The sequence below is a fragment of the Meridianimarinicoccus zhengii genome (assembly GCF_003254465.1).
Taxonomy (GTDB): Bacteria; Pseudomonadota; Alphaproteobacteria; order Rhodobacterales; family Rhodobacteraceae; genus Meridianimarinicoccus; species Meridianimarinicoccus zhengii.
Genome location: NZ_QDFI01000047.1, coordinates 12,669 through 34,235 on the forward strand (window position 1 = coordinate 12,669; position 21,567 = coordinate 34,235).

A 21,567-nucleotide genomic window follows, 5' to 3' on the forward strand; every position below is an offset into this window, starting at 1 on the left:
GCAGGATTTGGGAGTGTCGGGAGGTCGAGGCGCGTGCGTGACAGGAAGGAGGGCGGCCTCATTTCGCGATTCCTGTCGCGTCCGGCAGCGCGGGGTCCGGTCGCTCAGGAGGGCACCGCGGAACGCGCGTTCTGGGCCGACAACGCGCAGAGGTCTGTTCATGATCTTGTCGCGGAGGTTCTGAGAGCGCCGAGCAGCCTGATCGTCACCGGGTACCAGGATTTCCTGTCGTCGCTGGCGATCATCCTCGACATCGTGCTGGATCTCGATGATCGCACGCCGGGCAGCATCCGCATCGTGTTCGGAACGAACACCGAGACCGCGCGCAATCTTGGCGGTGGATCGCGGCCGGTGTCCGAAGAGGCCCGCGCCTATTTCCTCGGGGCGAAAGGGTTTTCCGTCCAGAACCTTTCCGATCTTCGCGCCATCCAGGCGCTGGATGGGATCGAGCGGGGCATCATCCAGTTGCGCACCTATGATCCCGCGCTTGCGGCGGAGGCGCTGGGACGTGCGCCCGCCATGTTGCACGCCAAGCTGTTTGTCAGCGACCGCTCCGTATTGTCCGGAAGCGCAAATTTCTCGATGGGAGGTCTGCGCCGAAACCTCGAATTCACGGACGATGTATCGGGAACACCCGCGTTGGCTGCCGCGCGCCGCGAAGCGGCCGAACAGTTCTGGCTGTTGGGCCGGGACTGGACCGACTCTGCGCTGGAGATCTTGCGCGGACTTGTCCGGATGGTCACGCCGGAAGATGCGGTCGCCCGCACCGTACAGGAGGTGATGGGTTTCACGCCCTGGAAGGTGGCGGGCAGCACCAGCGCGGGCCGACCGCCACAGCCCTTTCAGGCCGATCTCGTATACGAGGCGGCGGGCACCATCCATGAACACGGCTTCGCCTTCGTGGAGGCCCCGACAGGCGCGGGGAAGACCGATATCGGCAAGCATCTCGCCGCCGTTCTACCCGTCAGTCACGACCGGACCGTCTTTTCCTGGGGCGAGCGCGCGGACCAGCAGCGCCTTGGTGCGCTCGCGTTGATCCCGGCGAGCGTGCTGGGCAACTGGACGCGACAGGCACCGAGCAATTTCAAGGCGATCAAGCACAGCCGCCTGTCGCGGCAAGGCGCGGATGCGCAGGCCGAACTCGACGAAATCAATCGCTCGGTCCAGTCGGCGGCCGCGATGATCGTGGATGAAAGCCACCGGCTGAGTTCCCGCTACCTCGCCCCGTCGACCCGGTCGATCGTGTTCGAGCGCAGCCCGGCGATCTGGACCGCCTGCCTGTCGGCCACGCTCATGGGGAACCAGGGCCTCGACGGTCTGCTGGCGTTCCATGAAAGGCGCGCCTCCATCTTCGTACCGCCGCGCACGACGCAGCGGATCAATGGCCACATGAGCAAGGTGCGCGCACGGGGGCAACTCTTGCGCGACCGCGACGCGCTGCTGCGCCGGATCGAGGACCAGGCCCGCCAGGAAGACCTGTTCGACGATGCGGACGCGCTGCGACGGCAGATGGATGCCCTTGAACGCATGGTAGAAGTGAAGGGGCTGGAGTTGCACGCGCTGCAGGCCGGGCTTGCCGGGACGCTCGCGCCCTATGTCGTCCGGCGCCAGCGAGCCTGCATCGGCGAAAGTGCGCAGCGGGCGTCGGCGACGTTCGCCTATCCGCCGATCGCAAGTCATCGGTGCGACGCGCAGCTTTCGGGTGACCAGGCCCGGATCATCGACAGGATCAAGGTGCTTGCGGAGGCCATCACGACGGGCACCACGCTTGTATCCGCCGAGGCGAAACGGGCCTCCCACAGCGAGATCAAGTTCCATGACAAGTCGCGGATTCATATCCGCAATTTCCTGGCCCTGCTGCGCGCATCGGTAACGTTCGCGCGCGAAGAATGGGCGCGCGAACGCGACAGCGACGCCGACCAGCGCGGCCATGCATCCATCGGGGAAAGCCTGCGGCGGGCCGAACGGACGGCCCGGTTTCGCCAGGCCGTGCCGGACGGCGCGCTGCCCGAGGAAACGCCGGATGCGGGAGACGACAGCCCGACGCCGATTTGCGACCGGATCGGCAAGTTGCTGGACAACCCGCTCCTGGACGAGATCGATGCGGCGCGCGCGGATGCGATGCGTGAAATCCTGCGCAAGCACGGCCATGCAGTGTTCCTTGCCGAACGGGTCGGTGTGCTGGAGACCTACGCGCGTCGTCTTGCGGCGCGGCGCGGGCGCGGCGGGCCCGAGGTGTTCGTGGTTGCCCCCGGAACGAAGATCAGCGGCGGCAAGAAACTCGTGCACCTGAACTCCGGGGCGCGGGCGCAGGAGTATTTCGGCATCGATGGCAAGCACGCAGACCCGACGGCGCAACGTGCGATGTTCATGACCTTCCAGATGGCCGAAGGGATCAACCTGCAACGGGCCTCGGCGCTTGGCATCATCGGCGTCACGTCGGACGTGAAATGCCTGATACAGGGGCTTGGGCGGATCGACCGGATCGATAGCCCGCATGCGAAAATCCACTATTACACCTTCGATCTGCCCGGGCTCGTGCTGTCGTCCGACAAGACCGCCCGGCAGCGCGTGCAGAATATCGCCCTGCTCTCGGGTGTGGGCGCGACCGACATGCCCGCGGAAATCGTCGAGTTCGCCGCCGGGGACCTGACCGATCTCGTGCTCGATCAGATCCGCACGCCGCGCATCCTGCGGGACGGGAACTTCTACGACCTGGTCGAGTCGATGCGCCGCGCGATCCCCGACGACACGCTGGACCGGGTGCGGGCGGCCAGACCGCGCGGGCTCTGGGGCGCCGATCTGTGCATGCTGCAGTCCACGGAGCCCGCGATCATCGTGCTGCTCGGCGGGCGGACCGGCGGTGCCGACGGCAGCAGTGTCCTGCCGCCGCGGCTGATGGCGGTGCGTGACCGGGACGACGGCACGGAGATCATCGGCGACCAAGTGGAGGCCGCACGCCTTCTCGCGGGGGCCTATGCCGAGACGAAACGCGCGGGGCGGCACCAGACGGCACCCAGCTTCGCGGACTTCTCGAATGTGTTGGGCCGCCTGCAGGGGCCGCTGGCGGACATGGTGCACTGGGATATCCGCCCGGCGCGCACCGTCTCCTTGCTGGCCTCGCTCGCGGAGTTCCTGACCGGCGCGCCGGTCGATGACGCGGGGCGCGCGCTGCTGGGCACCCTGACCCTGCCGATGCTCGAGAAGCTGGCAGAGACATGGGCGGTCGAGCTGGACCCCTTCTGGATCACGGCGAAAGAGGCCGTGAGCACCCAAAGCGGCGCTGGCATCGAGATCCCGGATTACCTCGGGATGGCGGAAGTCCATGGTGCGTTTTGGGGCCAGTCCGACGCGGCGCTGGCGGCGATCCGGCAGCGGATGAGGGACCAGGTCGATGCATATCGCGACATTGCGGGGCGACAGTCCATCGACGTTCTCGACCGGGTCTCGGTCGTCTTCGATGCCGCGCCGAAGCAGGGGTAAAGCCCGCTACCACCGTTCCCCCAAGGCACGGCTGCATATGCCTAAACCTCCATTGCTATCCCCAACGGTCTGATCGCAATTGAAGTCCTCTCATGGATGGCTCGTGGGGAACGGGAAAAGAAGGCACTCGGGACGAAGTCTGTGTGTCGGCACGCTGTCGAGCCCACGGTCGACCTTGGACCGTTCCCCTGCGACCGCCGGCATCGCGGCATGACCGGGCGACACCGTCGCCACCGCCAACAGGTCAACATACTGTCGCGCTGAAGCAGTGACGATGCGGACGGTGGCCATGGCAGGACGATCAGAGACAACGCATTCCGCCAAGCGTGACCTTGAATGGGCCGTCTCTTTCCTTTGGGCCGGGGGGGTAGCTCACCGGATGGACCGGGCTTACCCGAGATCATCGGAATTGAGTTTCCGGGCTACCTCCAGGGCTTCGCTACTCTGCGGGCGCGCCTCCGAGGAACAGGATGGTTTCGATGCCCATGTCGCGACCTCAAACTTTCAAACAGCTTTATGGACTACGCCGTGCATGACCAGTGCCGGTAAAATGGACGGTAACCGCTGCAACCGCTGGCTCGGTGAGGGGATGCGCTGCCCTGAGGTCGACCACAGCGTGGTCGACCGCACCCCCCGCTCCGTCGCCCGTTTTGCCGCCCAGCTCCTGACTTGCAACCCAACTTCCCTGTCGTCGTTCTTACTCTCCAGCTTCGCCGTCACGATCCAACTCTTGTGTCCACGAAGCTGGAAGCCGGCCAGAATGCCGACGGATTTCCTTCTTCTCCTGCGCCAACTCCCAAGCGATCCGCTGGCGCAGGCGCCACGCACGATCGGCGTCAGTCTCGGTCCGGCGCGCGTCGCGCGACGCACGCAGCGCAAGCAGGCTTTGCCTTGCATTGGGAACGCCAGCTTTTGCGCGCTCAGCGACCTCGGAGATTGTCGCGTTCAACTCGGCAGGTATCATCAGATGTGCTGAACCGGCGCTGCGAGCGGGCCGGTAGCGCAATTCCATGATGCTCGCAACAGATGCAATGTCTGTCATCCTTGAGACCAGGGGCGCCTCCGCCGCAATGCTGCTGTCCTTTTGCAAGGTGCTCCCACGGACGAGACGGCTGTCAGTATTGGTCATGCCGCCGCCCCGCACAGGTTTCAGCGTGAAGCGCAAGACGGCCATGCGCGGAGCTGAGCATATAGACGGCGCATTCCAGAATCTCGAGCGGGAAATACCACCTGCGGGAATTGTAGCCTTTGCCCGAGAAGATGATTTCGCCGTGTCCTTCGTCGCGCATGGCACGCACAACCGCCCGGGAAAGGCCGACCTCGTAGACGTAAAAGCGACCGCGGACATCCCCTCGGATGCTCCGCTTCTCGACCTTGCGCGCGGCAAGGCGCATGAGGGCTACTTGCTGCTCTCGCGGCAATGCCGCGATCTTCTGGACTCGTTGACCTATCGTCATCTGATTTCTCCTCTGCGTGACGGAGGCGCCCTGCCGCCGGGGTCGCGTGGCGACCGGAGAAGAAGTGGGGCCGCAGCCCGTGACGCGGAAAAAGAAACTTCTGGTTGGCAAAATAGTATCCGTCCGTTGTGACCGCTCTGCCGACGGGCGTCTGCTGTCGATAATGTCCATGATCGAGAATGGACATCTTGAGGCACTCCATGACGGGCATGAAGGGGCAGAAGAAGCGGTTCTGGTCTGACGAGGAGAAGCGCTCGATCTGTCGGCAGACACGGGCGCCCGGCGTGTCCGTGGCGCAGGTTGCGCGTCGGTATTCGATGAACTCGAACTTGATTTTCACGTGGCTGCGGGATCCGCGCTTCGCGCCGGCCGAAGTTGACGTGTCTGACGATCCTGGAGATGGCAATCTCTTCCTTCCGGTCGAGATCACCGGCGTGGCCGCCGAACCTGGTCCTGGATCTGATCTTGAGGCGCACGGGCCGACGGGTAATCCCGTTCTCGCGCAGCGGGTCGACATCACGCTATCGGACGGGCGGCGGGTCGTGGTGGAGGGCCCGACGGCGCTGTCTTCGGTTCTGGGGTTGGTCCAGGGCCTGATGACGTGATCCCGGTGCCGAGCAACACGCGGATCTGGCTGGCGGCCGGGGTCGCGGACATGCGCCGGGGGTCAACACGCTGGCGGCGCAGACCGAGAAGACGCTGGAGGCAGACCCGTATTCGGGCCACCTGTTCGTGTTCCGCGGGCGCCGGGGTGATCTTTTGAAAATCATCTGGTGGGATGCGCAGGGGGCCTGCCTGTTCAGCAAGCGATTGGAGAGGGGCCGGTTTGTGTGGCCGGCTGCGAAGGACGGGAAAGTCAGCCTCAGTCCATCGATGCTGGCCATGCTTCTGGAAGGCATTGACTGGCGCATGCCGCAAAAGACGTGGCGGCCGCTCACGACCGGAGATTTGGAAGAGAATCCAGCACCATAAGCTTCCCTTGTGCGCGGTGCGGCGGTATAAATCCAGCCATGCTGGAGACGCCCGGAACCCTGCCATCCGACCCCGACGAACTGCGTGCGGTGGCGGAACAATTGCGCGATCTGGCCAGGTCTCAGGCGCTGAAGATCGAGAAGCTGGAGCATCAGCTGGCAGGTCAGCGCAAGGCGCGGTTCGGATCGAAATCCGAAAGTGCGGACCAGTTGCATTTGGATCTTCAGGAGGAGACCGAGATCGCAGCCGCCGCTGCTGACCAGCAGGGCGAGACAGGTGCCGGCGACGATCAGGTCGATAAAGACAAACCCGGCAAACGCAAGCACAGCCGTGCCCCGCTGCCCGACCACCTGGAGCGGCACTCCGAGGTTCTGTCCCCAGGTGAGACCTGCTCCGATTGCGGCGGAACCTTGCGGGCCCTTGGCGAGGACGTGACGCAGGAACTGGACTACATCCCCGGGCGGTTTGTCGTCCGCGAAATCATTCGCCCGCGCATGGCCTGCAACTGCTGCGAGGCCTTCGCACAAGCGCCGCTGCCAAGCCGACCGATCGAACGCGGGCGCGCCGGCCCCGGCCTGCTGGCGCATGTGCTGGTCGGAAAATATTGCGATCATCTTCCATTGCACCGACAGTCCGGGATCTACGCGCGCGAGAAGGTCGATCTGCATCGGTCGACACTGACCGACTGGGTCCGGAGATCGACGGCCCTCCTGGAGCCTCTGGCCGACCATATCGGCAAGCTGGCGCGGGCGGGACCCACGCTCTTTGCCGACGACACCCCGGTCAAGATGCAGATCGGAGGCAAGACCGGCAGAACCCAGACCGCGCGGATGTGGAGCTATGTCCGCGATGAACGGCCATGGTGCGGCCAGGCCCCGCCCTGTGCGTGGCATCAGTTCAGCGTGGATCGCAAGGGCGCCCATCCCGCCGCCCATCTCAAGGGCTATACGGGCATCGTGCATGCCGACGGGTTCACCGGCTTCAACGGGCTGTTCGGCGAAGGGCTGGCCACGGAACAGGCCTGCATGGTGCATGTGCGTCGCAAGTTCGTGGATGTCTTCGAACGAAACGGCTCCACCATCGCCAAGGAGACCATCGAACGCATCGCCAGGCTCTATGCCATCGAAAAGCAGGCACGCTACAAGCTGCCCGCCGAACGCGTCGTCCTGCGACAGATGAAAGCTAGGCCCATCTTCGACGAGTTGGAAACCTGGCTGAAGCAGCAGCTGCCGAAAATATCGGGGAAAACCAGTCTGGCCGAAGCCATTCGCTACGCCCTTGGCCGCATGCCAAAGGCCCGAAACTACCTCGAAGACGGTCAGCTCGAGCTGGACAATAACATCTGTGAGCGGTCAATCAGGCCGCTGACTCTCGGGCGCAAGAATTATCTCTTCATGGGCTCGCAAGGCGGCGGCAAGGCCGCGGCGATCGCCTACACCCTCATCGAGACCGCCCGTATGAACCGCGTCGATCCCGAAGCCTGGCTGACATGGGTGCTGACCCACATCGCCGATCACAAGATCAACCGCATCGACGAACTCGCACCGTGGAATTGGCAGCCTCGTTGAAGGTCAACGGCTGTCGCGCCGGACGGATACGCAAAATACGGCAGGTCACCAGAACAACGCGCAGTCGTTCTTGTGTGGCGTGGACAACACCATTGGAAGCATCTGGTTGCGGCACGTTCTGTCGCGTTATCCTGAGCGCCGGTGCGACACGAAGGTGTTTCCGCCGTTATGCACCCGGACGTTCCGAACTTTTTTCACCTTTTCTGCGGCACATTCTGAGACCCGGCCAATATTGCTGATGTCCCTGCTGCGGCGGGGGCGGGTCAGCCTCCGGGTTCGGCGCTTCGTTTTTTTTGACCTGCACCTCACCGTGCTTTGCCGATGATGGGGTGTGTGCGCCAAAAGGAGGAGGTGGCCATGTCCACATACGAGACGGGGTTCGCGCCCCAAACAGCGGAGTTTACGGACGGTGACGTGATGTCCCTGCGCTTGGCCGTCGACACGCCCGGGCCTGACGGGGTGCAGGTCCTGCGCCCGGCAGTGGTCGCCAGCGTCGGTGATTGTTGGGGCGAGCCGACCTACGAGTTGGTGCCGGCGGCGATGGCGGACGATCTGCCTGCGCATGAAACCGACATCGCGGCCATCGTGCAGGGCGAGGACGGGTCGCAGACGCCCGTGCTGCGCTTCGTAACGACCCTCGGGCTCAAGGTTTGCGCCAGCGCACCGGTGCTGTCGGACACACGCCGCCGGACAGACCGGCTCCCGCGGCAGGCCCACGCGGCGCTTGTGGCCGACACTGCGCGCCGTGCGGCGTCGCGGGCGGTGCAACTCGCGGCGCGGCGGGGGCCCGCGCGGCCCGCTCGGCAGAAGGCCTGCCGGTAACCGACCATCGGCGCAGCGAACGGTGCGAACCCGGCTACCGCGCAACGTGCCGATGCCATGAGAAAACTCAATGACACAACCACCGGCAGGACCTGCACAGACACATCAAGGGAGAGCCCCATGACGCTCACGATCGAATACCATGAGACAGATCTCTTCGAACTCGCGACCAAGGCCTTGCGGGCGCGGCGCCTGTTCCAGGAGGCTGCACCGCGATGTCGGCAACTGCCCGCACCATGCTGGACGACCACCTTGTGGCCCTGTCCGACACGCCGTTCGCCGCCCCGGTTCTGTCGGGCGGCGATGCCCTGCTGGCGTGTCTCCATGACGACGTCGCGCACGCCGGTGGCGCACCCACGCGGTTCTACACGGACGAAGGTGACGCGTACACCGAAGGCGGCACGGAGGATGGCCGGCGCATCGAGGCCGCGGCCGACCACCTCGCCGCGTGTCTGACCCTCGCATGGCGGGTGAACGATGTGCTGACCGCCGAGGCGAGCATCGCACAGCAACGCAAGGCGCTGGCGGCTGTGCCGAAAGGGTCTCCTCCAGACCCCAGCCCCTGACAGTAAATGTTGAAGGGCTTGATCTTGCCTAAAATCCAGAGACTAAAAGATCGACAGCAGCTACGAGTTCGTCTCGCGCCTCCGACGCATCGCCAACGACTGGTCCAATCTGAGCGCCGGGAAGTGCGACCATCTGTGACATGATCACGACGTATGGGTGACCGTCCAACTGGAAGGCGACATGCAGCTTTGGAGTCAGCGCCCCCCATTCGGAACGCGGGAAAACAGGCGCGCAAAGAATGAAAGGCGTCTCGATGCCGAGATCGGTCTGAATCCGGCACACGAGTTCTGCCCCATCGCGCAGGCGATGGATGTTTCCTTGCTTCATGGTCGTTCCGCCTGGATCCGCCTGAACCGCGCAAGGCTGGGCCCGTGCAATTCAAGATGGCGCGCCTCATCGGCAAGCCCTTCTTTGGCCGAGGCGATCCAGGCGGCGCGTTCGCGCTCGGCACGGGCTCTTGAAAGGCCAGCGTCGATACAGCCCCGGACGATTTCCGATATCGAGTGTCCCGTTGCTTTCGCCTCCGCTTCGAGGGCTGCTTTCCGGTCCTGACCAATGTCGCGGATATTCAGCGGTGATGGCATAGCGTCCTCATTGTCCGGCAAGTCACGGGTGTGCGCATATTGAAACACATATTGCTGTGCAAGTGTCTTTGCGTCGATACCTGCCGAAGAAATCTTCGCGAGGTCTGTCTGTACCTGAGCATGGTAAGCCGCGACGATGCGGACAGGTGATCAACATTTAGCGTCAGGGGCTGGCCTCCAGACCCGGAACCCGACGTCCCGGCGTGACCCATAGCGCCCTGCCGGGTCGCCACGCGAGGCCTGGCAGGGCGGACATCGGCCGCGGTGATGGCGGACGCCAGTTCACGCAGAAGAGACGAGAGTCCATCCTGCAAGTGCAAACAAGCGGATGGCATTTGAGCCTGGGGGCTCGTGCCGGGTGCTTCGTGTCGAAGATGCGCGCCTGCAGGGGTGAAAGTCGCCAAACGACCACCTGGGGCGGCACGCATGCGCGACAGAACCGTGGAGCGCGCACACGCACGCCCGACTGATCGGGAAATTCCTGTCGGTGCCGGCCAGCGTGATCCCGCTCGCCGCCCTGGCACCTCCAAACACACAAACCGCATGTCGATTTCTTGTACTTCTTTCACTTCAAGAAAGTTCTAAGCGCGGATCTGCGTTTCCGATCAGGATCTTGCCATGTCTTCCGGCCGGTTTTCACGGGCGGCGTGGCACAATTCACGGGGGCGCGGGAGACAGTGACGGGCTACCGGGCTGCCCGCACGGGCGCCCGTCGGCGCAAGCGGCGCAACGCGCATTTCCGCGTCCTGCACGTGGGACCCATCTGGTTCTCACCAACAATGCAAGGGGGTGAACAACAGATGGACAATGGCAAATATCGCATCGGGCGGACGGCGCTCGACCTCCACGAGGCACTCGGCGGTGAGCTCGCGGCACTCCGGGTATTGAACGGACTGTTGCATCACGAATGGGTTCGTAGCGCATGGAGAATGGGTGACACGCCGGACGGATATTTTCGCGGATATGCGTCGGTGAAGGCGCTCCGGCAGCAGGTCGGACCGCAGGGCGCGAACGACGCCCGAGATTTTCGGCGCGCCGTACCGGTGCTCGCGCGGAGCGGCATATTCGACACGCTCGAGTTGCTCGACCGGAACAGGGCGCTGCGGTGGAACTTTGAGATAGGCTTTGCCTTCACGATGGAAGCCGAGACGCATGACAGGTGGGCGCTGCTCGACGTCAACGACATCCGCCGCTGCCGCACGCCGGTGCAGCTGCGCCTGTACTGCCATGCCCGGCAGGTCCGCGGCATGGGGGCGCCGCAATTTCACATCGGCTTTCCACCCCGTGACCCGTGGGAGGCGCCCGGTGCGCACTGGAAGCGCCACTGGAGACCGCTCCGGGAATCGATCGAGAAGGTGTCGCAACTCGTCGACGTGGACACCGTTGTCGGCACACTCCCCGAGCCCGACGGCCCCGGCGTTGTTGGCGTGCATGTCAAGCTATCGCATCCGCGGACGCGATGGCGCGGAAACACGCTCGAACAATTCGCACCAAGCGCGCGTGCATACCGATATAGTCGTGGGGCATGGGACCAGTTGCGCAGAGGAGGTGGAATACCATGAAGGCAACTGACTTCGACGCGAAGTTCGACGCAGGAGAGGACATCAGCGAGTCTGTGGACTGGTCCCGGGCGCGCCGCAGGAACGATCAACCCAAGCGCGTGAGCGTCGATTTCCCCCTGTGGGTTGTTGACGGTCTGGACAAGCAGGCACGCCATCTGGGCGTGACGCGACAATCCTTGATCAAGATGTGGATTGCCGAGAAGCTCCAGTAGCGCGGGGCGGCGGAGGTCGTAAACGGTCCCGCCCCTCTGTTCGCCGCCGCCCGAACAGATTTTTGGCGCGACCCATGCTTTTGCACAAAGCTGTTGGTCCGACCATGAAAGGGCGATCCAGCCAATGCGGCGCGAACCGAAAGACCATCAAAACCACATCCGGCAAGGGGCTTGGTCGTCCAAGGCCAGCCAACCCGACCTAATGACGACCGCGACGCCAGGCCCATGCACGGGACCTCACGCAACGCACTCCTCCAGCAGTTCGTCCACCATGTCCTGGCCCTTGCGGCGTTGCGCTGCGGCGACCGCCCGGCCCTGGTAGAACGCGGCCGAACGTGGGTCCCGCTGGGCGTTGAGGGCGAGGGCGGCGTCCACGCCGTCGGGACCGAGCTGTCCCAGTTCCGTGTGCACGCGGCTGCGCGCGACATGCGCCCCGGTGCCCATATGTGCCCGCCAGACCTTTGAGGGATAACCGCGCGCCAGCATGCGGCCGCCCGCGCTGCGAAAGAGCGCGGTCTGCTCGTCCATGGCCCGCTGCCGCATGTCCGCCAGCCAGACCGGATCCATGCCGCGCAACACGAGCGCGTCCAGAAACGGGGTCAGCACCCGGTGCAGCGGACCGCGCAGCGGCTCGTCCTCTTTTCTGGTCTCGATGTCGATCCGGTAGCGCGTGCCGTCGAACCGGACGTCTCGGCCCCAGAGGAGCTGCCCATCGCGCAGGCGGAGCGGCAGCAGGGTCCAGAGCGCGACGATGGCCGCCTCGTTCAGCAAGCGAATCTGCGTCGGACGGCGCGCTGCCGACGTGCTGTCCGCGAGGAGGCTGGCGGCAATGCCCCAGGTGGCGGACAGCCCTGGCAGCTCGTCGAGCTTGCCGAACTTCAGCGGCACGACGGTGCCGAGTTGCGTGCGCAGCCGGTTTTCATGGGCGCGCAGATCCGCGCGCAGCGCCGGATCGAGTCCGAGGGCGTCCGCGAACTGGCGCAACCGCATCGCGGCGGCGTGCCGTGTCGCCGGGCGATTGCCCTGGTCGCAGTATTTCGGGTCCGCGCGCGCCGCCGCATGCGCGGCGCGGGTCGCCTCGAACCGGCGCACACCTTCAACGGAAATCTCGACAGCTTCCCCGGCCTGCCGCTGCACCATCGCGTATTCGCGCAACACATCTTCCATGCTGTCGAGCACGGAGGCCGCCGGAACCGCAACATGCAGGGGGACCGCGCCAAGACGCAACCTTCGCAGAAGGGCCTGCCAGTCTGCCGGCAGCCCGGCGGCGTCGAGCCGCCGCGTCGACCGGGCCCGCGGTTTGCGGTTGCGGCGGGATGGCTGCGCGGGGCTTTTCGCGGCGATCGCGCTGGCTAGAACCACGTGGACGGCCGGGTTGCCCGGCAGCAGACGGTCGAGCGCGGACTTGAGACTGCGCAGGCGGCGGCTCGACGCCGTGCCAGCGGCGAAGGCAAGATAGTCCGCCTCGGTCGGCACAGTGATGCCACGCACTTCCGTGAAGGCGAGGAAGCGCGCGAGCACACGCAGGTCCTCGAGCGGCACGTCCTCGAACGCCGCCAGATCGCGGTACGGGGCCAGCAGGGCATCGTCGCGCAACTCCGCCCGGCTGCGGCGATCGCAGGCCCGCGTGCGCGGGCGCTTCGCGCGGATCGCGTCGCGGATGGTTTCGAGAACCGGTGTGCCCGCCGGCAGCAGCCGGTCGAAGGCCGTGCGCAGGTCGTCCAGCCTGCGGCTTGAGCGGTCCGCCGAGACGAAGGCCAGGAAATCCGCGACCGAGGGGATGCCCACGCCTCGGTTTTCCGCGAAGCGAAAGAACCGATCGAGCGTGCGCAACTCGCGCAGGCCGATCTCCGCAAGGCGCGGGGCGTCCCGGAACGGGGCGAACTGCGGCGCGGCGACGATCTCGGCACGGGTCCGTGTGTCGTAAGTCATGTCACTCCTCCATGATGCCGACGAGCAGGTCCTGGCCGCGTTCGACGAGCTTGAGGGAATTCACAAAGCCATAGAATTGGCGCAGAGTGGCGGGTTTGTCGTCGATGCGCTTGGCGATCACGTCGACTTCGTGCGGATACTTGTCGAGCAGCAGCGATGTCTGCCCGTGCCGCATCTGGTGCGGGGTCATCGGCAAATCGACGACCGTCCGCATCAGCCCGGCGAACATCGCGCCGAAGTAATCGGGGTTCAGTGGCGCCCAGGGGGTTGCAACCGCCGGGAAGAGATAGGGGCTGGTATCCGCATTCGGAAACAGGGGCCGGATCGTGATCATGTACCAGCGAATGGTATCGTGACACCCGAACTTGTTGGCTTTGATCGGAAATCTGATCTCGGCCTTGTTTTTGGTGAGCTCTGCGGGGATCAGCACTTGTATCGGCTTGGTGCCTTCCGGTGGGATCCGGATCTGGGCGTCTTCGCCCAGGCAGGTCAGCGCCATGGCGTTGCCGACACGGATCGGTGCACCACCGATTTCGAGCGCCGCGAAGCAGGCGGACGTGCCGAGCATGCGCACCTGCGCACGCTCGTGGCCCGTGAGGGCGCGCCCCTCCAGCGCGGCGAACTGCAGGATGGCCTCCGCCGCCTCCCGGAGCGTCCGGAAGGACAGGAGAAACCGCTGGCGGACGGGCCGTTTGTTCAGCAGGGCCTCGCAGAACGCCTGGTTTTTCGGCGTCATGCATTTGTCCGCCTTGCGCCCTTTGCGGGCGACGGCGTTGTTGGCGAGGACCTGTGCGATCAACGTCGTGTCGATCCCCAGGTGTCCGCGCACTTGGTTGAGCGCCTTGAGATATTTGCGCGAGGTGCGGGGCGTCAGGCGCCCGTCCTTTTTGGACCGCGCGCTGCGCGCGAACATCTCGCGCGCGATGGCGCAGAGCGTCTCGTCGTCGGCGAGCACGTGGGTCAGGTCGGTGCTTGCGGGGTCGATCGCGCCGATGTCGAGGCCGATCCGCAATGCGGTGCGAAACGCCGCGCGCATGACATGCGCGTGGCCGACGTGATCGGCCATGAAGACCTCGTCCACGGGGTCCCAGCGGGACTTCGTCGCCGCATCGATCCACGGCAGGAACTGGTCCTCCCATTTGGGATCGAGCGGCGCCAGGACCGGCGTGCGGTGCGGTGCGGAAAATCCGATCGGACGGGGCGGAAGCAGGGGCAGGAGCTGCGGGAATGCGCGCAGCTTGTCCAGGCTCCGGAGCGCGCGATAGTTCGCGCCGCGCTTGTTGCCGCGGAAATCGGCATCGATCTGCCGTGCGGCTGAACAGGTCAGATCGCGCGGTTGCCAGCCGTAAGACCGGGCCACGAGCGCGAAAGTCTTGAGGGCTGCAAGCTTCATCGGGTGCCACACAACCCTGGTTCCGATCTTTCCTTTGGTCAGTGGTTCGACTGCGGCAAACAGCCGGGTCCAGTCATCCTGCTGTGCCCGCAGCGCGGCCTGCGCCGCGTGCAGGCCCAGAAATTCACGCAGCGGCGCCTGCAGCCGTCGCCGGAAGGTCTGGTAAGCCGCGTTGGTCGGCCAATGCGCGGGGTCGAAACCTGTCAGCGTGAACCGGTCCTCCACGAGCGCCAGATCGGCGGTGATCCCGGTCAATGGCGTGTTGAGAATCCGTCCAACCTCTGTGATCGCGCCGAGGTAGCGTGTCCTGACCGAGGTCGACAGGTTGGTGCGCGCCGAGACATGGGCGTGCAGGTCCGCGAGGGTTGGCTGGCTGGCCGTCGTCGCGCTGACCGCGGACGCGGTGGCAAGGCCGTGAACAGGAGTAGCGGGAACGCGCGGGGCCGGGCGGCCGGTGAGATCGAGCATGGTCGTGTCCTTTGGTGTTGTGTTGTTGTGCCTGGATCGGAAGGAGAGGGGGGGCTGGGTCGCCAAAGCGGGCTTGCGGTCACCAAAGCGCGCTTGGGACACAGACCCCCCCGAGGTTCCCACCTGTGAAACCGTCAGGGTGTCCGTGTCCCGGTCGCTTGGCCGCGGGCCCGGTCGTCTGGCCGCAAAACGCCGTGTCCCGGGTGCAGATTGGCATCGCGGCGGCTGTCATGTCGGGGATGTCAGGGCCCCGAAGGGCGGCGCGACCCTCGCGTAGATGGGCAGGGCGCGGCGCTCGTGCCAGGCCAGCACCTCGGCCCGGCGCCAGCGTTTCATGCGCGCATTTTCGCGGCCATTGGACAGGTCGATGACGGCTGGAAAGGGCGGCATGCCGGCGGGCAGCTTCCCCTTTTCCCAGCGGTACACAATCGAGGGATCAGCGACGCCGATCAGCTCTGCGACCTTTTTTGCGGTGAGCAGCGGTGCCGTCAGTTCGGCCCAATGCGCCGGGTCTTGCTTGCCATCGAGGCCGAGGGCGCGCAGGATCACCGGCCAGCGCGTGGTGCCACCAACCAGGCGGATGTCGAGCGCGCGCAGGACGCGCCCCAGACCTCGGTCCGTGACATCGAAAAAGACGTCGAGGTCTTTGCGGGTGAGGGGTGTGTCCAGCATGGCGAGGCGGAATTAGTCCCCGCGCACTGCATCAAAAAACGGTGCTGTTCTGTCGTCGGACCCATGCAGCTGCACCGGAGCACACAAGGGCAGACCGGCAGCGGCGCGCAGCGCCAGAACCCCGCCCGCTGCGCCTGCAGCGGGCGGGGGCGTGATCAGGCCTCGCGTAGAGCCGCCTCCAGAGCCGCCTCAACCGTTGTGAAATGCGCCGCCACGAGGGCAAGCGCGTCGTCCGCGCGCGCCGTGCTGTCCGTGTCGACGAATTCCGCATGCAGGATGTCGACAGGCAGGTGGGGCAGCACTTTCTCGACGTCGAGCCGGACCGTGCGGTCGGCGCCGTTCGGCCCGGTCACGCTCAGGTCTGCGACATAGCCCCAGTCATGGCACGTCACGCGCGCGATGCTGCCGATGGTGTAAGTGTCCAGCGCGGACTGGTGTAAGCTGTACATGTTGGTCTCCTCTGTTTGACCGACGGGCACCGAACTGCGCCCACACGAGACATTGTCTCTTTGCCGGATGCGCAAAAACGGACAGGCAACTTTTTTTCGGGTCCGCCCGCAGTTGCCGGGGCGGAAGTGGATCGAGGGGCGCTGCGCGAGCGATGCCTGGGCAGGCCGGGTGGCTCTGCGGCTCGCCTCATCCCCCTTCGGGACGCAGCCGGTCGACATGAGCACGGTCATGGACCTCGACGTCTCGCTGGCGCGCCCTGCAGTTGTCTTTACAAGAGCGTGCGGGGGCGACCGTCTGCGCAGCTCGGCGGAAACTTCGCGTTCATAGAGACGCGAAAGCAATGGCTTGAAGGCGAATCTGGAGCTAGAGGCCAAAGGCCCACGTTTTTTCCTTTCCGGCGCCGTGCGACCCCACCCACCTGTCCGGCAGGGCAGCGCAGATGCTGCCTGGCGTACACATGGAAAGGAAAGACACGTGCGAAAAGTCATCGACGGCCGCCGCTACGACACGGAAACCGCAATCGAGGTCGGGGAAAGCAACCACGGCCGCCCCGGGGATTGGGAGTTCACCAGCGAGACACTGTACCGGACCCGGCGCGGCGCCTGGTTCCTGCATGGCGCGGGTGGCCCGTTGTCGTCCTACGGCGAGCGGTGCGGCAGCAACGAGTGGTCGGGTTCGGAAAGACTTGTTCCTTTGACCGAAGACGAGGCGTTTGAGTGGGCGCAGCACGCGCTCGACGGCGAAACCGTCGAAGCGTTCTTCGGCGCCCATGTTATTGACGCCTGAGTGATGCGATCGCAGGGGCCCGCGCCTCTCTCCCGGGTGCGGGCCACTGACAAGCGGGGTTCTGTCTCCGCAGCAGTCTTGAAACGGCCCGCTGAGATGCGGGCCGCCTGGCGTGGTGGATCCTGTGTCGGGTTCCTGACCGCCCGCCGTTCTGGATGTCAGAACAGACCTCTGACCGCCTCGGCCTGCTTCGCGTCCTCGACGCGCTCCAGCGCGCTGATCAGGGCGCGCAGGCAGGCTGCGGCCTCGGCGAGCGCGTTTGCATCGTCCGTCCTGTATTCCTCGTCCCAGGTTGTGCCGGTGTCCGGGTCGCAATGCACCGCGGTGTGAGTGCCCGCGGCGACCGCGGCGTCGAGCTGGCTGAGAAACGCATCGAGGTCGCGCAGGAATTCGGGTGCGAACATCTGCTCCGGGACACAACGGCGCGCGAGCGCGGTGGAAAAGGGGCGCCGCGTGTGCGCGAGCAGCGGCAGCAGATCGTGCTCGAGCAGTTTGCGCGCGGCGCGGGCCTGGCCGAGGGCCGAGAAGAGCAACTCGGTGATCGGGTCTTCGAAACGGATGTCGGGTGCGTGGGTCATTGGGGACGTCCTACATGTTGGGAATGGGTCGGCGTAACCGGCCCGGGCCGCAGCGTGCGGCGCGGTCGTGTCTGTCGGTTCGGTCGGTCGGAGCGGGCGGCTGTGCCAAGAATGGCGCGGAGCACGTCAAGCAGCGTCCGGCGGTCCTCAAGGGCGAGCCGCCCGAGGACGGGCGTTCCGGTTTCCGCGCGCGGGCGAAACAGGGGGCTGGTAAGCGGTACAAGCACGCGCCGCGCGCACACGAAGCGCGTGGGCCGGCGCAGCCCGGCTGCTGCCATGGCGCGAGGGGTCTCGATTGCGACATCATGGCCGCGGTTGGCGAGCGTATCGGCTGATGTGCCGTAGGCGACCAGCGCGTGCGGCACGCCCGCGTGGTTGGACACGGACAGCACGAGGCAGGGCCGAATTTTACCAGTGCAGCGCGCGCGCCGCTCGGCCGGAGGAAATTTGAAACTCACGACGTGGCCCGCGCATAGCTGCGCTTGCCAGTCCGCCGAGGAGGGCTGGATGGAGGAGAGCATGGAGAACTCCGCTTCTGGAAAGTTGGGAAACACGACCGGCCTGCGCCCCTGCCCCGCGCGCGTGTCTCGTGACGCGCGCGCGGGGCAGGGGCGCAGGCCGGTGCGGTGAGGGTGGAGTGGCCGCCGGGGCGGCTCAGCCTTTCCGGCGGCGCCGGGCGCGACGTGTCCGCCAGTCCGCCATGTGGGCTGCGCGCAGCGCCCGGTGGCGGGCCTGCGCGATCTCCAGCGCCGTCAGCGCCTCTCCGTAGAGCCGCCCCACCACGGGCGTGCCCTCGAAGGGGTCCGTCAGAAATCCGGGATGGGCGGTGTCGAACCGATCGGCACGTTCCGGACGCAGCCAGAGCGCGTCCGGGTCCACCGCGACGGTCGGAGCCAGCGCAGCGGGATCGATGAAGATATCGCCGGTGTCGGGGGCCTGCTCAGCTGCGGGCACAGCAGGCACGAGCTCGAGAAATACCGCGCCGTGGTGGCTGTCGATTTCCGTGCCCGCGCAGAACCGCACCGTGCGGCGCGTGTAGTCGAGCAGATCGGGGAAACGGCAGCGCACGAGATCGCCAAAGGCGACGCTGCTGGTCCATGCCGGGTTGAGGGTCGTAAATGCATCGAGCATGTTGAGGCTCCTTGGATCGAGGGACACGACCCGCGCTTTCGTCAGCCCCCTCCCGTCCGGGGGGTGGCCGCCTCCGGCGCGCGTCGCCCAGAGCGCGCGCCAGAGACGGATCTCCCCCGAAAACCTGTCAGCGCTGCTTCCCGGCTGCGATGTCGCCCCTGTCCGTCGCCCTTGTTTCGGGATGCCGAAAATGCCCGGAACCTGATCAGCGGTCCGTCGGTCGCCGCCGCGGTCGTGCGCCTGGCTGCGGCCACCGACGCCTGTACCAGTGCCTCCACCCTGCGCATGCCGTGCAGTTTGAGACGCAGGAGGGCGCGCAGCTCCGGTGCAGAAGCTGTCGCCGCGTCTGTGTTGAGGTGCAGCCTGTGCTGGACCGCGAGATCATGGACGGCATCGGCAGGTCGCACAGACCTGCCGATCTCGAAAAAAACGACGCGGCGTCGGCGAATGCCACGCACTCGTCATCCTTTAGTAACAACTGGGGCGCATCTGCAGGTTCAGAGAAGATGGTGACTGGCCCAGGCCGCGAATACGACACCGTTCCGCAGGGACGTCGGGCGCGTATGGACAGGTTTCAAATCGTCTCGTGCGATCATCCCCCTCGAGGGGTCAGGATTACGGCCTCACGTAGGCTGCCTCGCAATATTCCTCCCCTTCTGGGGCGGGATATCGGCCACTTGCTGGCTGCAGTGTGATCATTCCCCCTGCGGGATCTCGTGCCATCGTCCACCGATCGGGCATCACCCGATCGCTGGGTCGAAGACTGGGCCGAGGAACATCCGAAACCCGTCGGAGAAGGCGTTGGCTGTTCAGCCGCCTCGCCTCTCCGAGTGAACGGCCATTTGGCCCAAAATGAAAGACAAGAGCGTATGCCCCTGAAGATCCAAATTTTCTCGAATACTGAAGAACCCCAATTCGCCACCCGCGCGGCATTCCATGAAGAATATGCCGACATTGCCATCGCAGGGGTCGCCAGCCCGACCGACCGCGATGCCGTTCTTGTCGAACTCGACCTGGAAGATGGTCAGGCCGTGTTCCTGACGACGCATGGGTACTGGCGCGACGAGCCCCATGAGGGCGAGACCGAGGTCGAGAAGCTCCATGTGCACAGAGTCGAGTTTTACGGTTGGACGGACGAGCCGCTCGCCGAGCTCGCTGACTTGGCTAGCTTTGCGGCACACTCTTCAGAGCATGGCTACGACCCTGCGGCTCACCCGGACTATCTCGTGGAGGCATACAAGGCCGCGTGCGACGCATGGCACAACGATCCGTCGCCCGATGAGGATGAATAGAAGTGCGGCCGGTCGCGCTGCTGCCCCTGTCGACGGATGTTTTGCAGCGGTGTCAATCTCCGGTCAGCCGCTCGCGTTCTTGCCTATCGGTTGGTCGTTGGATGCTCCCCCGTCACGGGCCGGAGCCTGCGCGACGCGGAGGAGACACTGCGCTTCGAAACTTGGCGCACAACGCATGGGTGTACCGGGACAGAGCCGGTGCACCGAACAGGCCGAAAAATTCGACCAATAGATGCACAGCGATCTGCGCGTTTATATTTCAGACACACTTGGCGCTCAGGAGAGGGCCGCACCAGTTCGGTAGGCGAATCCTGTTTGCAAAGGGTTTGTCAAACCGACTTTGACAAAGAGGCAGACAATGACAAAGACGACTGGCCGACCGGCCAACTACGGGTACAACGACCTCGCGCGCGCTCTCGCGAAGGCCGAAGCGGATTTCGGATCGCCATCGGCAGCGCAAGTGAAAACAATACTTTGCGAGCAGCTCGGCATACCCAAGACGCTTAATGCGGCATCGTTCCAAGCCGCGTTGGCACAGTTTCATGAGGACAGGGAAGCCGCACGGCAGAAAGCAGTCGTCGCGGCGCTTCCTGAAAGGGTCCGGACCCGCGCTGTGGCGCAGATCCGCGGGCCGCTGGAGCACGCGCTCCTCGTCGTGCTCGGGGAGAGCTACGACACGGTACAGGCCGACGCGGCGCGGCGTGTCGCGGAGGCGGAGCAATTGACACGCGACGTGACATTCAAACTCCGCCATCTCGAAGCAGTGAGCGCCGAGAGGGATGGCACCATCGAAGCATTCGAAACCGAGTGTGACGCGAAACGGGCACGGATCGCGGAACTCGAAAGCGAAGTGACGAACCTGAGGCAGCAATTGGCGGAGCAGTCTTGTGCGGTGCAGACTGAAAACCGCGTTCTTGATGTCGTGGCCCAAATTTTGACCGGGGCGACAGCCGCCGGCGAGCAAAAGACACAGGTTACCCAAATGCTCCAAGAATTGCAGGATCGGCCCTCCGACGCGGCGTGACGCGGATGCCTGAGAACAGAGTGCATTGGGGCCGGGGGCTTTGACCAACATTGCAGTGCTATTGCCGAAGGCGGGCGACCTGCGCCGCCACGGTGATTTGCGGTGCAATCAACGATGGCCGATATCGCTATGCTGTCTGTCCTCCCAACAAGCCCAACGTGAAACAAGGCCCGGGAACTTGACCCGGGCCTCCTTGGCCCAGTTCACGCGGCCATCGCGCGGTCGAGCGTCGCAAGGATGTCTTCCAGGCGCGCGCCCGACCAGCACACCCACATGTTGAAGCTCGAAGGGATAGGTTTGCCGGCTGGGCCATCGAGAGGGATCGAGCGCACGCGCTTGAGCAGACGCCGCAGCGTTGGCCGCACGCCTTTCAGCAGGCTTTCGACATCCCCAGGGGCTGCGTCGGCGTCGAGATGCAGCCGATAAAGCGCCTCGATATCGCCGATGGCACCCTCGTGACCTGTCATGTCGAGCAGGTCCTCGAGGTCGCCGATCTCGGCGTCGAACCATGCGCCGAGGCGGTCGAGCGCAACGTCGAGGCAGGATGCGCCATCTTGTCTTATCAAGAAGCCCGGCTTCCAGTTGATTGGAAGCCACTGCCCGCCACGCCATTT

Annotated in this window: 22 protein-coding genes and 1 pseudogene; 11 read left to right on the top strand and 12 right to left on the bottom strand. The window is 65.2% G+C overall.

The genetic code is table 11. From position 1 onward, the window contains the following. The first annotated feature begins 33 nt into the window (after window positions 1–33). On the top strand, window positions 34–3,483 hold the full coding sequence (locus DDE13_RS14745; RefSeq protein ID WP_111405056.1) for a hypothetical protein: 3,450 nt from the start codon (window positions 34–36) through the stop codon (window positions 3,481–3,483). A gap of 697 nt (window positions 3,484–4,180) precedes the next feature. On the opposite strand, the gene DDE13_RS22945 is transcribed toward DDE13_RS14745, so the two are convergent. Next, the gene (locus DDE13_RS22945; RefSeq protein WP_162631031.1) at window positions 4,181–4,612 is read right to left on the bottom strand and encodes a hypothetical protein; all 432 of its coding nucleotides are present in this window, start codon (window positions 4,610–4,612) and stop codon (window positions 4,181–4,183) included. Further along, window positions 4,599–4,940, bottom strand: coding sequence for a hypothetical protein (locus DDE13_RS14755; protein ID WP_111405058.1), 342 nt, complete (start codon window positions 4,938–4,940; stop codon window positions 4,599–4,601). Before DDE13_RS14755 ends, DDE13_RS22945 begins: the two co-directional genes overlap by 14 nt. Window positions 4,941–5,140: 200 nt before the next feature. On the opposite strand from DDE13_RS14755, the gene tnpA reads away from it, so the two are divergent. From tnpA to DDE13_RS14780, 5 genes and pseudogenes are all read left to right on the top strand, one after another. Continuing rightward, complete coding sequence (gene tnpA, locus DDE13_RS14760) at window positions 5,141–5,545, top strand: IS66-like element accessory protein TnpA (protein ID WP_111405059.1); 405 nt, start codon at window positions 5,141–5,143, stop codon at window positions 5,543–5,545. Next, window positions 5,542–5,912, top strand: a pseudogene (gene tnpB, locus DDE13_RS14765) (IS66 family insertion sequence element accessory protein TnpB). Before tnpA ends, tnpB begins: the two are co-directional and overlap by 4 nt. Window positions 5,913–5,950: 38 nt before the next feature. Beyond that, window positions 5,951–7,480 (top strand): IS66 family transposase, encoded by a 1,530-nt coding sequence (gene tnpC, locus DDE13_RS14770; protein WP_111405060.1) that lies wholly within the window; start codon window positions 5,951–5,953, stop codon window positions 7,478–7,480. Between the two features lie 357 nt (window positions 7,481–7,837). After that, window positions 7,838–8,302 (top strand): hypothetical protein, encoded by a 465-nt coding sequence (locus tag DDE13_RS14775; protein ID WP_111405061.1) that lies wholly within the window; start codon window positions 7,838–7,840, stop codon window positions 8,300–8,302. A gap of 215 nt (window positions 8,303–8,517) precedes the next feature. Next, entirely contained in the window at window positions 8,518–8,868 is a 351-nt protein-coding gene (locus DDE13_RS14780) for a hypothetical protein (protein ID WP_111405062.1), read from the top strand. A 28-nt stretch (window positions 8,869–8,896) separates the two neighbouring features. Here DDE13_RS14780 and DDE13_RS14785 read toward each other — a convergent pair whose 3' ends face one another. Both DDE13_RS14785 and DDE13_RS14790 read right to left on the bottom strand, forming a co-directional pair. Continuing rightward, window positions 8,897–9,196, bottom strand: a complete 300-nt coding sequence (locus DDE13_RS14785) for a CcdB family protein (RefSeq protein ID WP_222626111.1) — start codon at window positions 9,194–9,196, stop codon at window positions 8,897–8,899. Then, window positions 9,193–9,453, bottom strand: coding sequence for a hypothetical protein (locus DDE13_RS14790; protein WP_111405063.1), 261 nt, complete (start codon window positions 9,451–9,453; stop codon window positions 9,193–9,195). The genes DDE13_RS14785 and DDE13_RS14790 overlap by 4 nt, the downstream gene beginning before the upstream one ends. Window positions 9,454–10,253: 800 nt before the next feature. On the opposite strand from DDE13_RS14790, the gene DDE13_RS14795 reads away from it, so the two are divergent. Together DDE13_RS14795 and brnA are read left to right on the top strand one after the other, a co-directional pair. Next, window positions 10,254–11,015, top strand: coding sequence for a hypothetical protein (locus tag DDE13_RS14795; protein ID WP_111405064.1), 762 nt, complete (start codon window positions 10,254–10,256; stop codon window positions 11,013–11,015). After that, window positions 11,012–11,227, top strand: a complete 216-nt coding sequence (brnA, locus tag DDE13_RS14800; protein WP_111405065.1) for a type II toxin-antitoxin system BrnA family antitoxin — start codon at window positions 11,012–11,014, stop codon at window positions 11,225–11,227. The genes DDE13_RS14795 and brnA overlap by 4 nt, the downstream gene beginning before the upstream one ends. 237 nt (window positions 11,228–11,464) lie before the next feature. On the opposite strand, the gene DDE13_RS14805 is transcribed toward brnA, so the two are convergent. The 4 genes from DDE13_RS14805 to DDE13_RS14820 all read right to left on the bottom strand — a co-directional run bounded on the left by DDE13_RS14805 (window position 11,465) and on the right by DDE13_RS14820 (window position 16,141). Continuing rightward, window positions 11,465–13,159: a hypothetical protein gene (locus tag DDE13_RS14805; protein WP_111405066.1), complete on the bottom strand. Its 1,695-nt coding sequence runs from the start codon at window positions 13,157–13,159 to the stop codon at window positions 11,465–11,467. Between the two features lies 1 nt (window position 13,160). Further along, window positions 13,161–15,020: a hypothetical protein gene (locus DDE13_RS14810; protein WP_111405067.1), complete on the bottom strand. Its 1,860-nt coding sequence runs from the start codon at window positions 15,018–15,020 to the stop codon at window positions 13,161–13,163. Window positions 15,021–15,248: 228 nt separating this feature from the next. Beyond that, window positions 15,249–15,692, bottom strand: coding sequence for a helix-turn-helix transcriptional regulator (locus DDE13_RS14815; protein WP_111405068.1), 444 nt, complete (start codon window positions 15,690–15,692; stop codon window positions 15,249–15,251). 155 nt (window positions 15,693–15,847) lie between these two features. Continuing rightward, complete coding sequence (locus tag DDE13_RS14820) at window positions 15,848–16,141, bottom strand: hypothetical protein (RefSeq protein ID WP_111405069.1); 294 nt, start codon at window positions 16,139–16,141, stop codon at window positions 15,848–15,850. A gap of 475 nt (window positions 16,142–16,616) precedes the next feature. Between DDE13_RS14820 and DDE13_RS14825 the strand changes: the two genes are divergently transcribed. Beyond that, window positions 16,617–16,928 (top strand): hypothetical protein, encoded by a 312-nt coding sequence (locus DDE13_RS14825; RefSeq protein ID WP_111405070.1) that lies wholly within the window; start codon window positions 16,617–16,619, stop codon window positions 16,926–16,928. A gap of 158 nt (window positions 16,929–17,086) precedes the next feature. Here DDE13_RS14825 and DDE13_RS14830 read toward each other — a convergent pair whose 3' ends face one another. From DDE13_RS14830 to DDE13_RS14835, 3 genes are all read right to left on the bottom strand, one after another. Beyond that, a complete protein-coding gene (locus tag DDE13_RS14830; protein ID WP_111405071.1) occupies window positions 17,087–17,506 on the bottom strand; it encodes a hypothetical protein in 420 nt (139 codons plus the stop codon). Further along, complete coding sequence (locus tag DDE13_RS22950; RefSeq protein WP_162631032.1) at window positions 17,503–18,027, bottom strand: hypothetical protein; 525 nt, start codon at window positions 18,025–18,027, stop codon at window positions 17,503–17,505. The genes DDE13_RS14830 and DDE13_RS22950 overlap by 4 nt, the downstream gene beginning before the upstream one ends. A gap of 133 nt (window positions 18,028–18,160) precedes the next feature. Then, window positions 18,161–18,637: a hypothetical protein gene (locus DDE13_RS14835; protein ID WP_111405072.1), complete on the bottom strand. Its 477-nt coding sequence runs from the start codon at window positions 18,635–18,637 to the stop codon at window positions 18,161–18,163. Between the two features lie 869 nt (window positions 18,638–19,506). Here DDE13_RS14835 and DDE13_RS14840 point away from each other — a divergent pair. Both DDE13_RS14840 and DDE13_RS14845 read left to right on the top strand, forming a co-directional pair. After that, window positions 19,507–19,929, top strand: coding sequence for a hypothetical protein (locus tag DDE13_RS14840; RefSeq protein ID WP_111405073.1), 423 nt, complete (start codon window positions 19,507–19,509; stop codon window positions 19,927–19,929). A gap of 358 nt (window positions 19,930–20,287) precedes the next feature. Continuing rightward, window positions 20,288–20,953, top strand: a complete 666-nt coding sequence (locus tag DDE13_RS14845; RefSeq protein ID WP_111405074.1) for a hypothetical protein — start codon at window positions 20,288–20,290, stop codon at window positions 20,951–20,953. Window positions 20,954–21,156: 203 nt separating this feature from the next. Here DDE13_RS14845 and DDE13_RS14850 read toward each other — a convergent pair. Then, the coding region (locus DDE13_RS14850; protein ID WP_162631033.1) for a hypothetical protein at window positions 21,157–21,567 on the bottom strand (411 nt) is incomplete at its 5' end.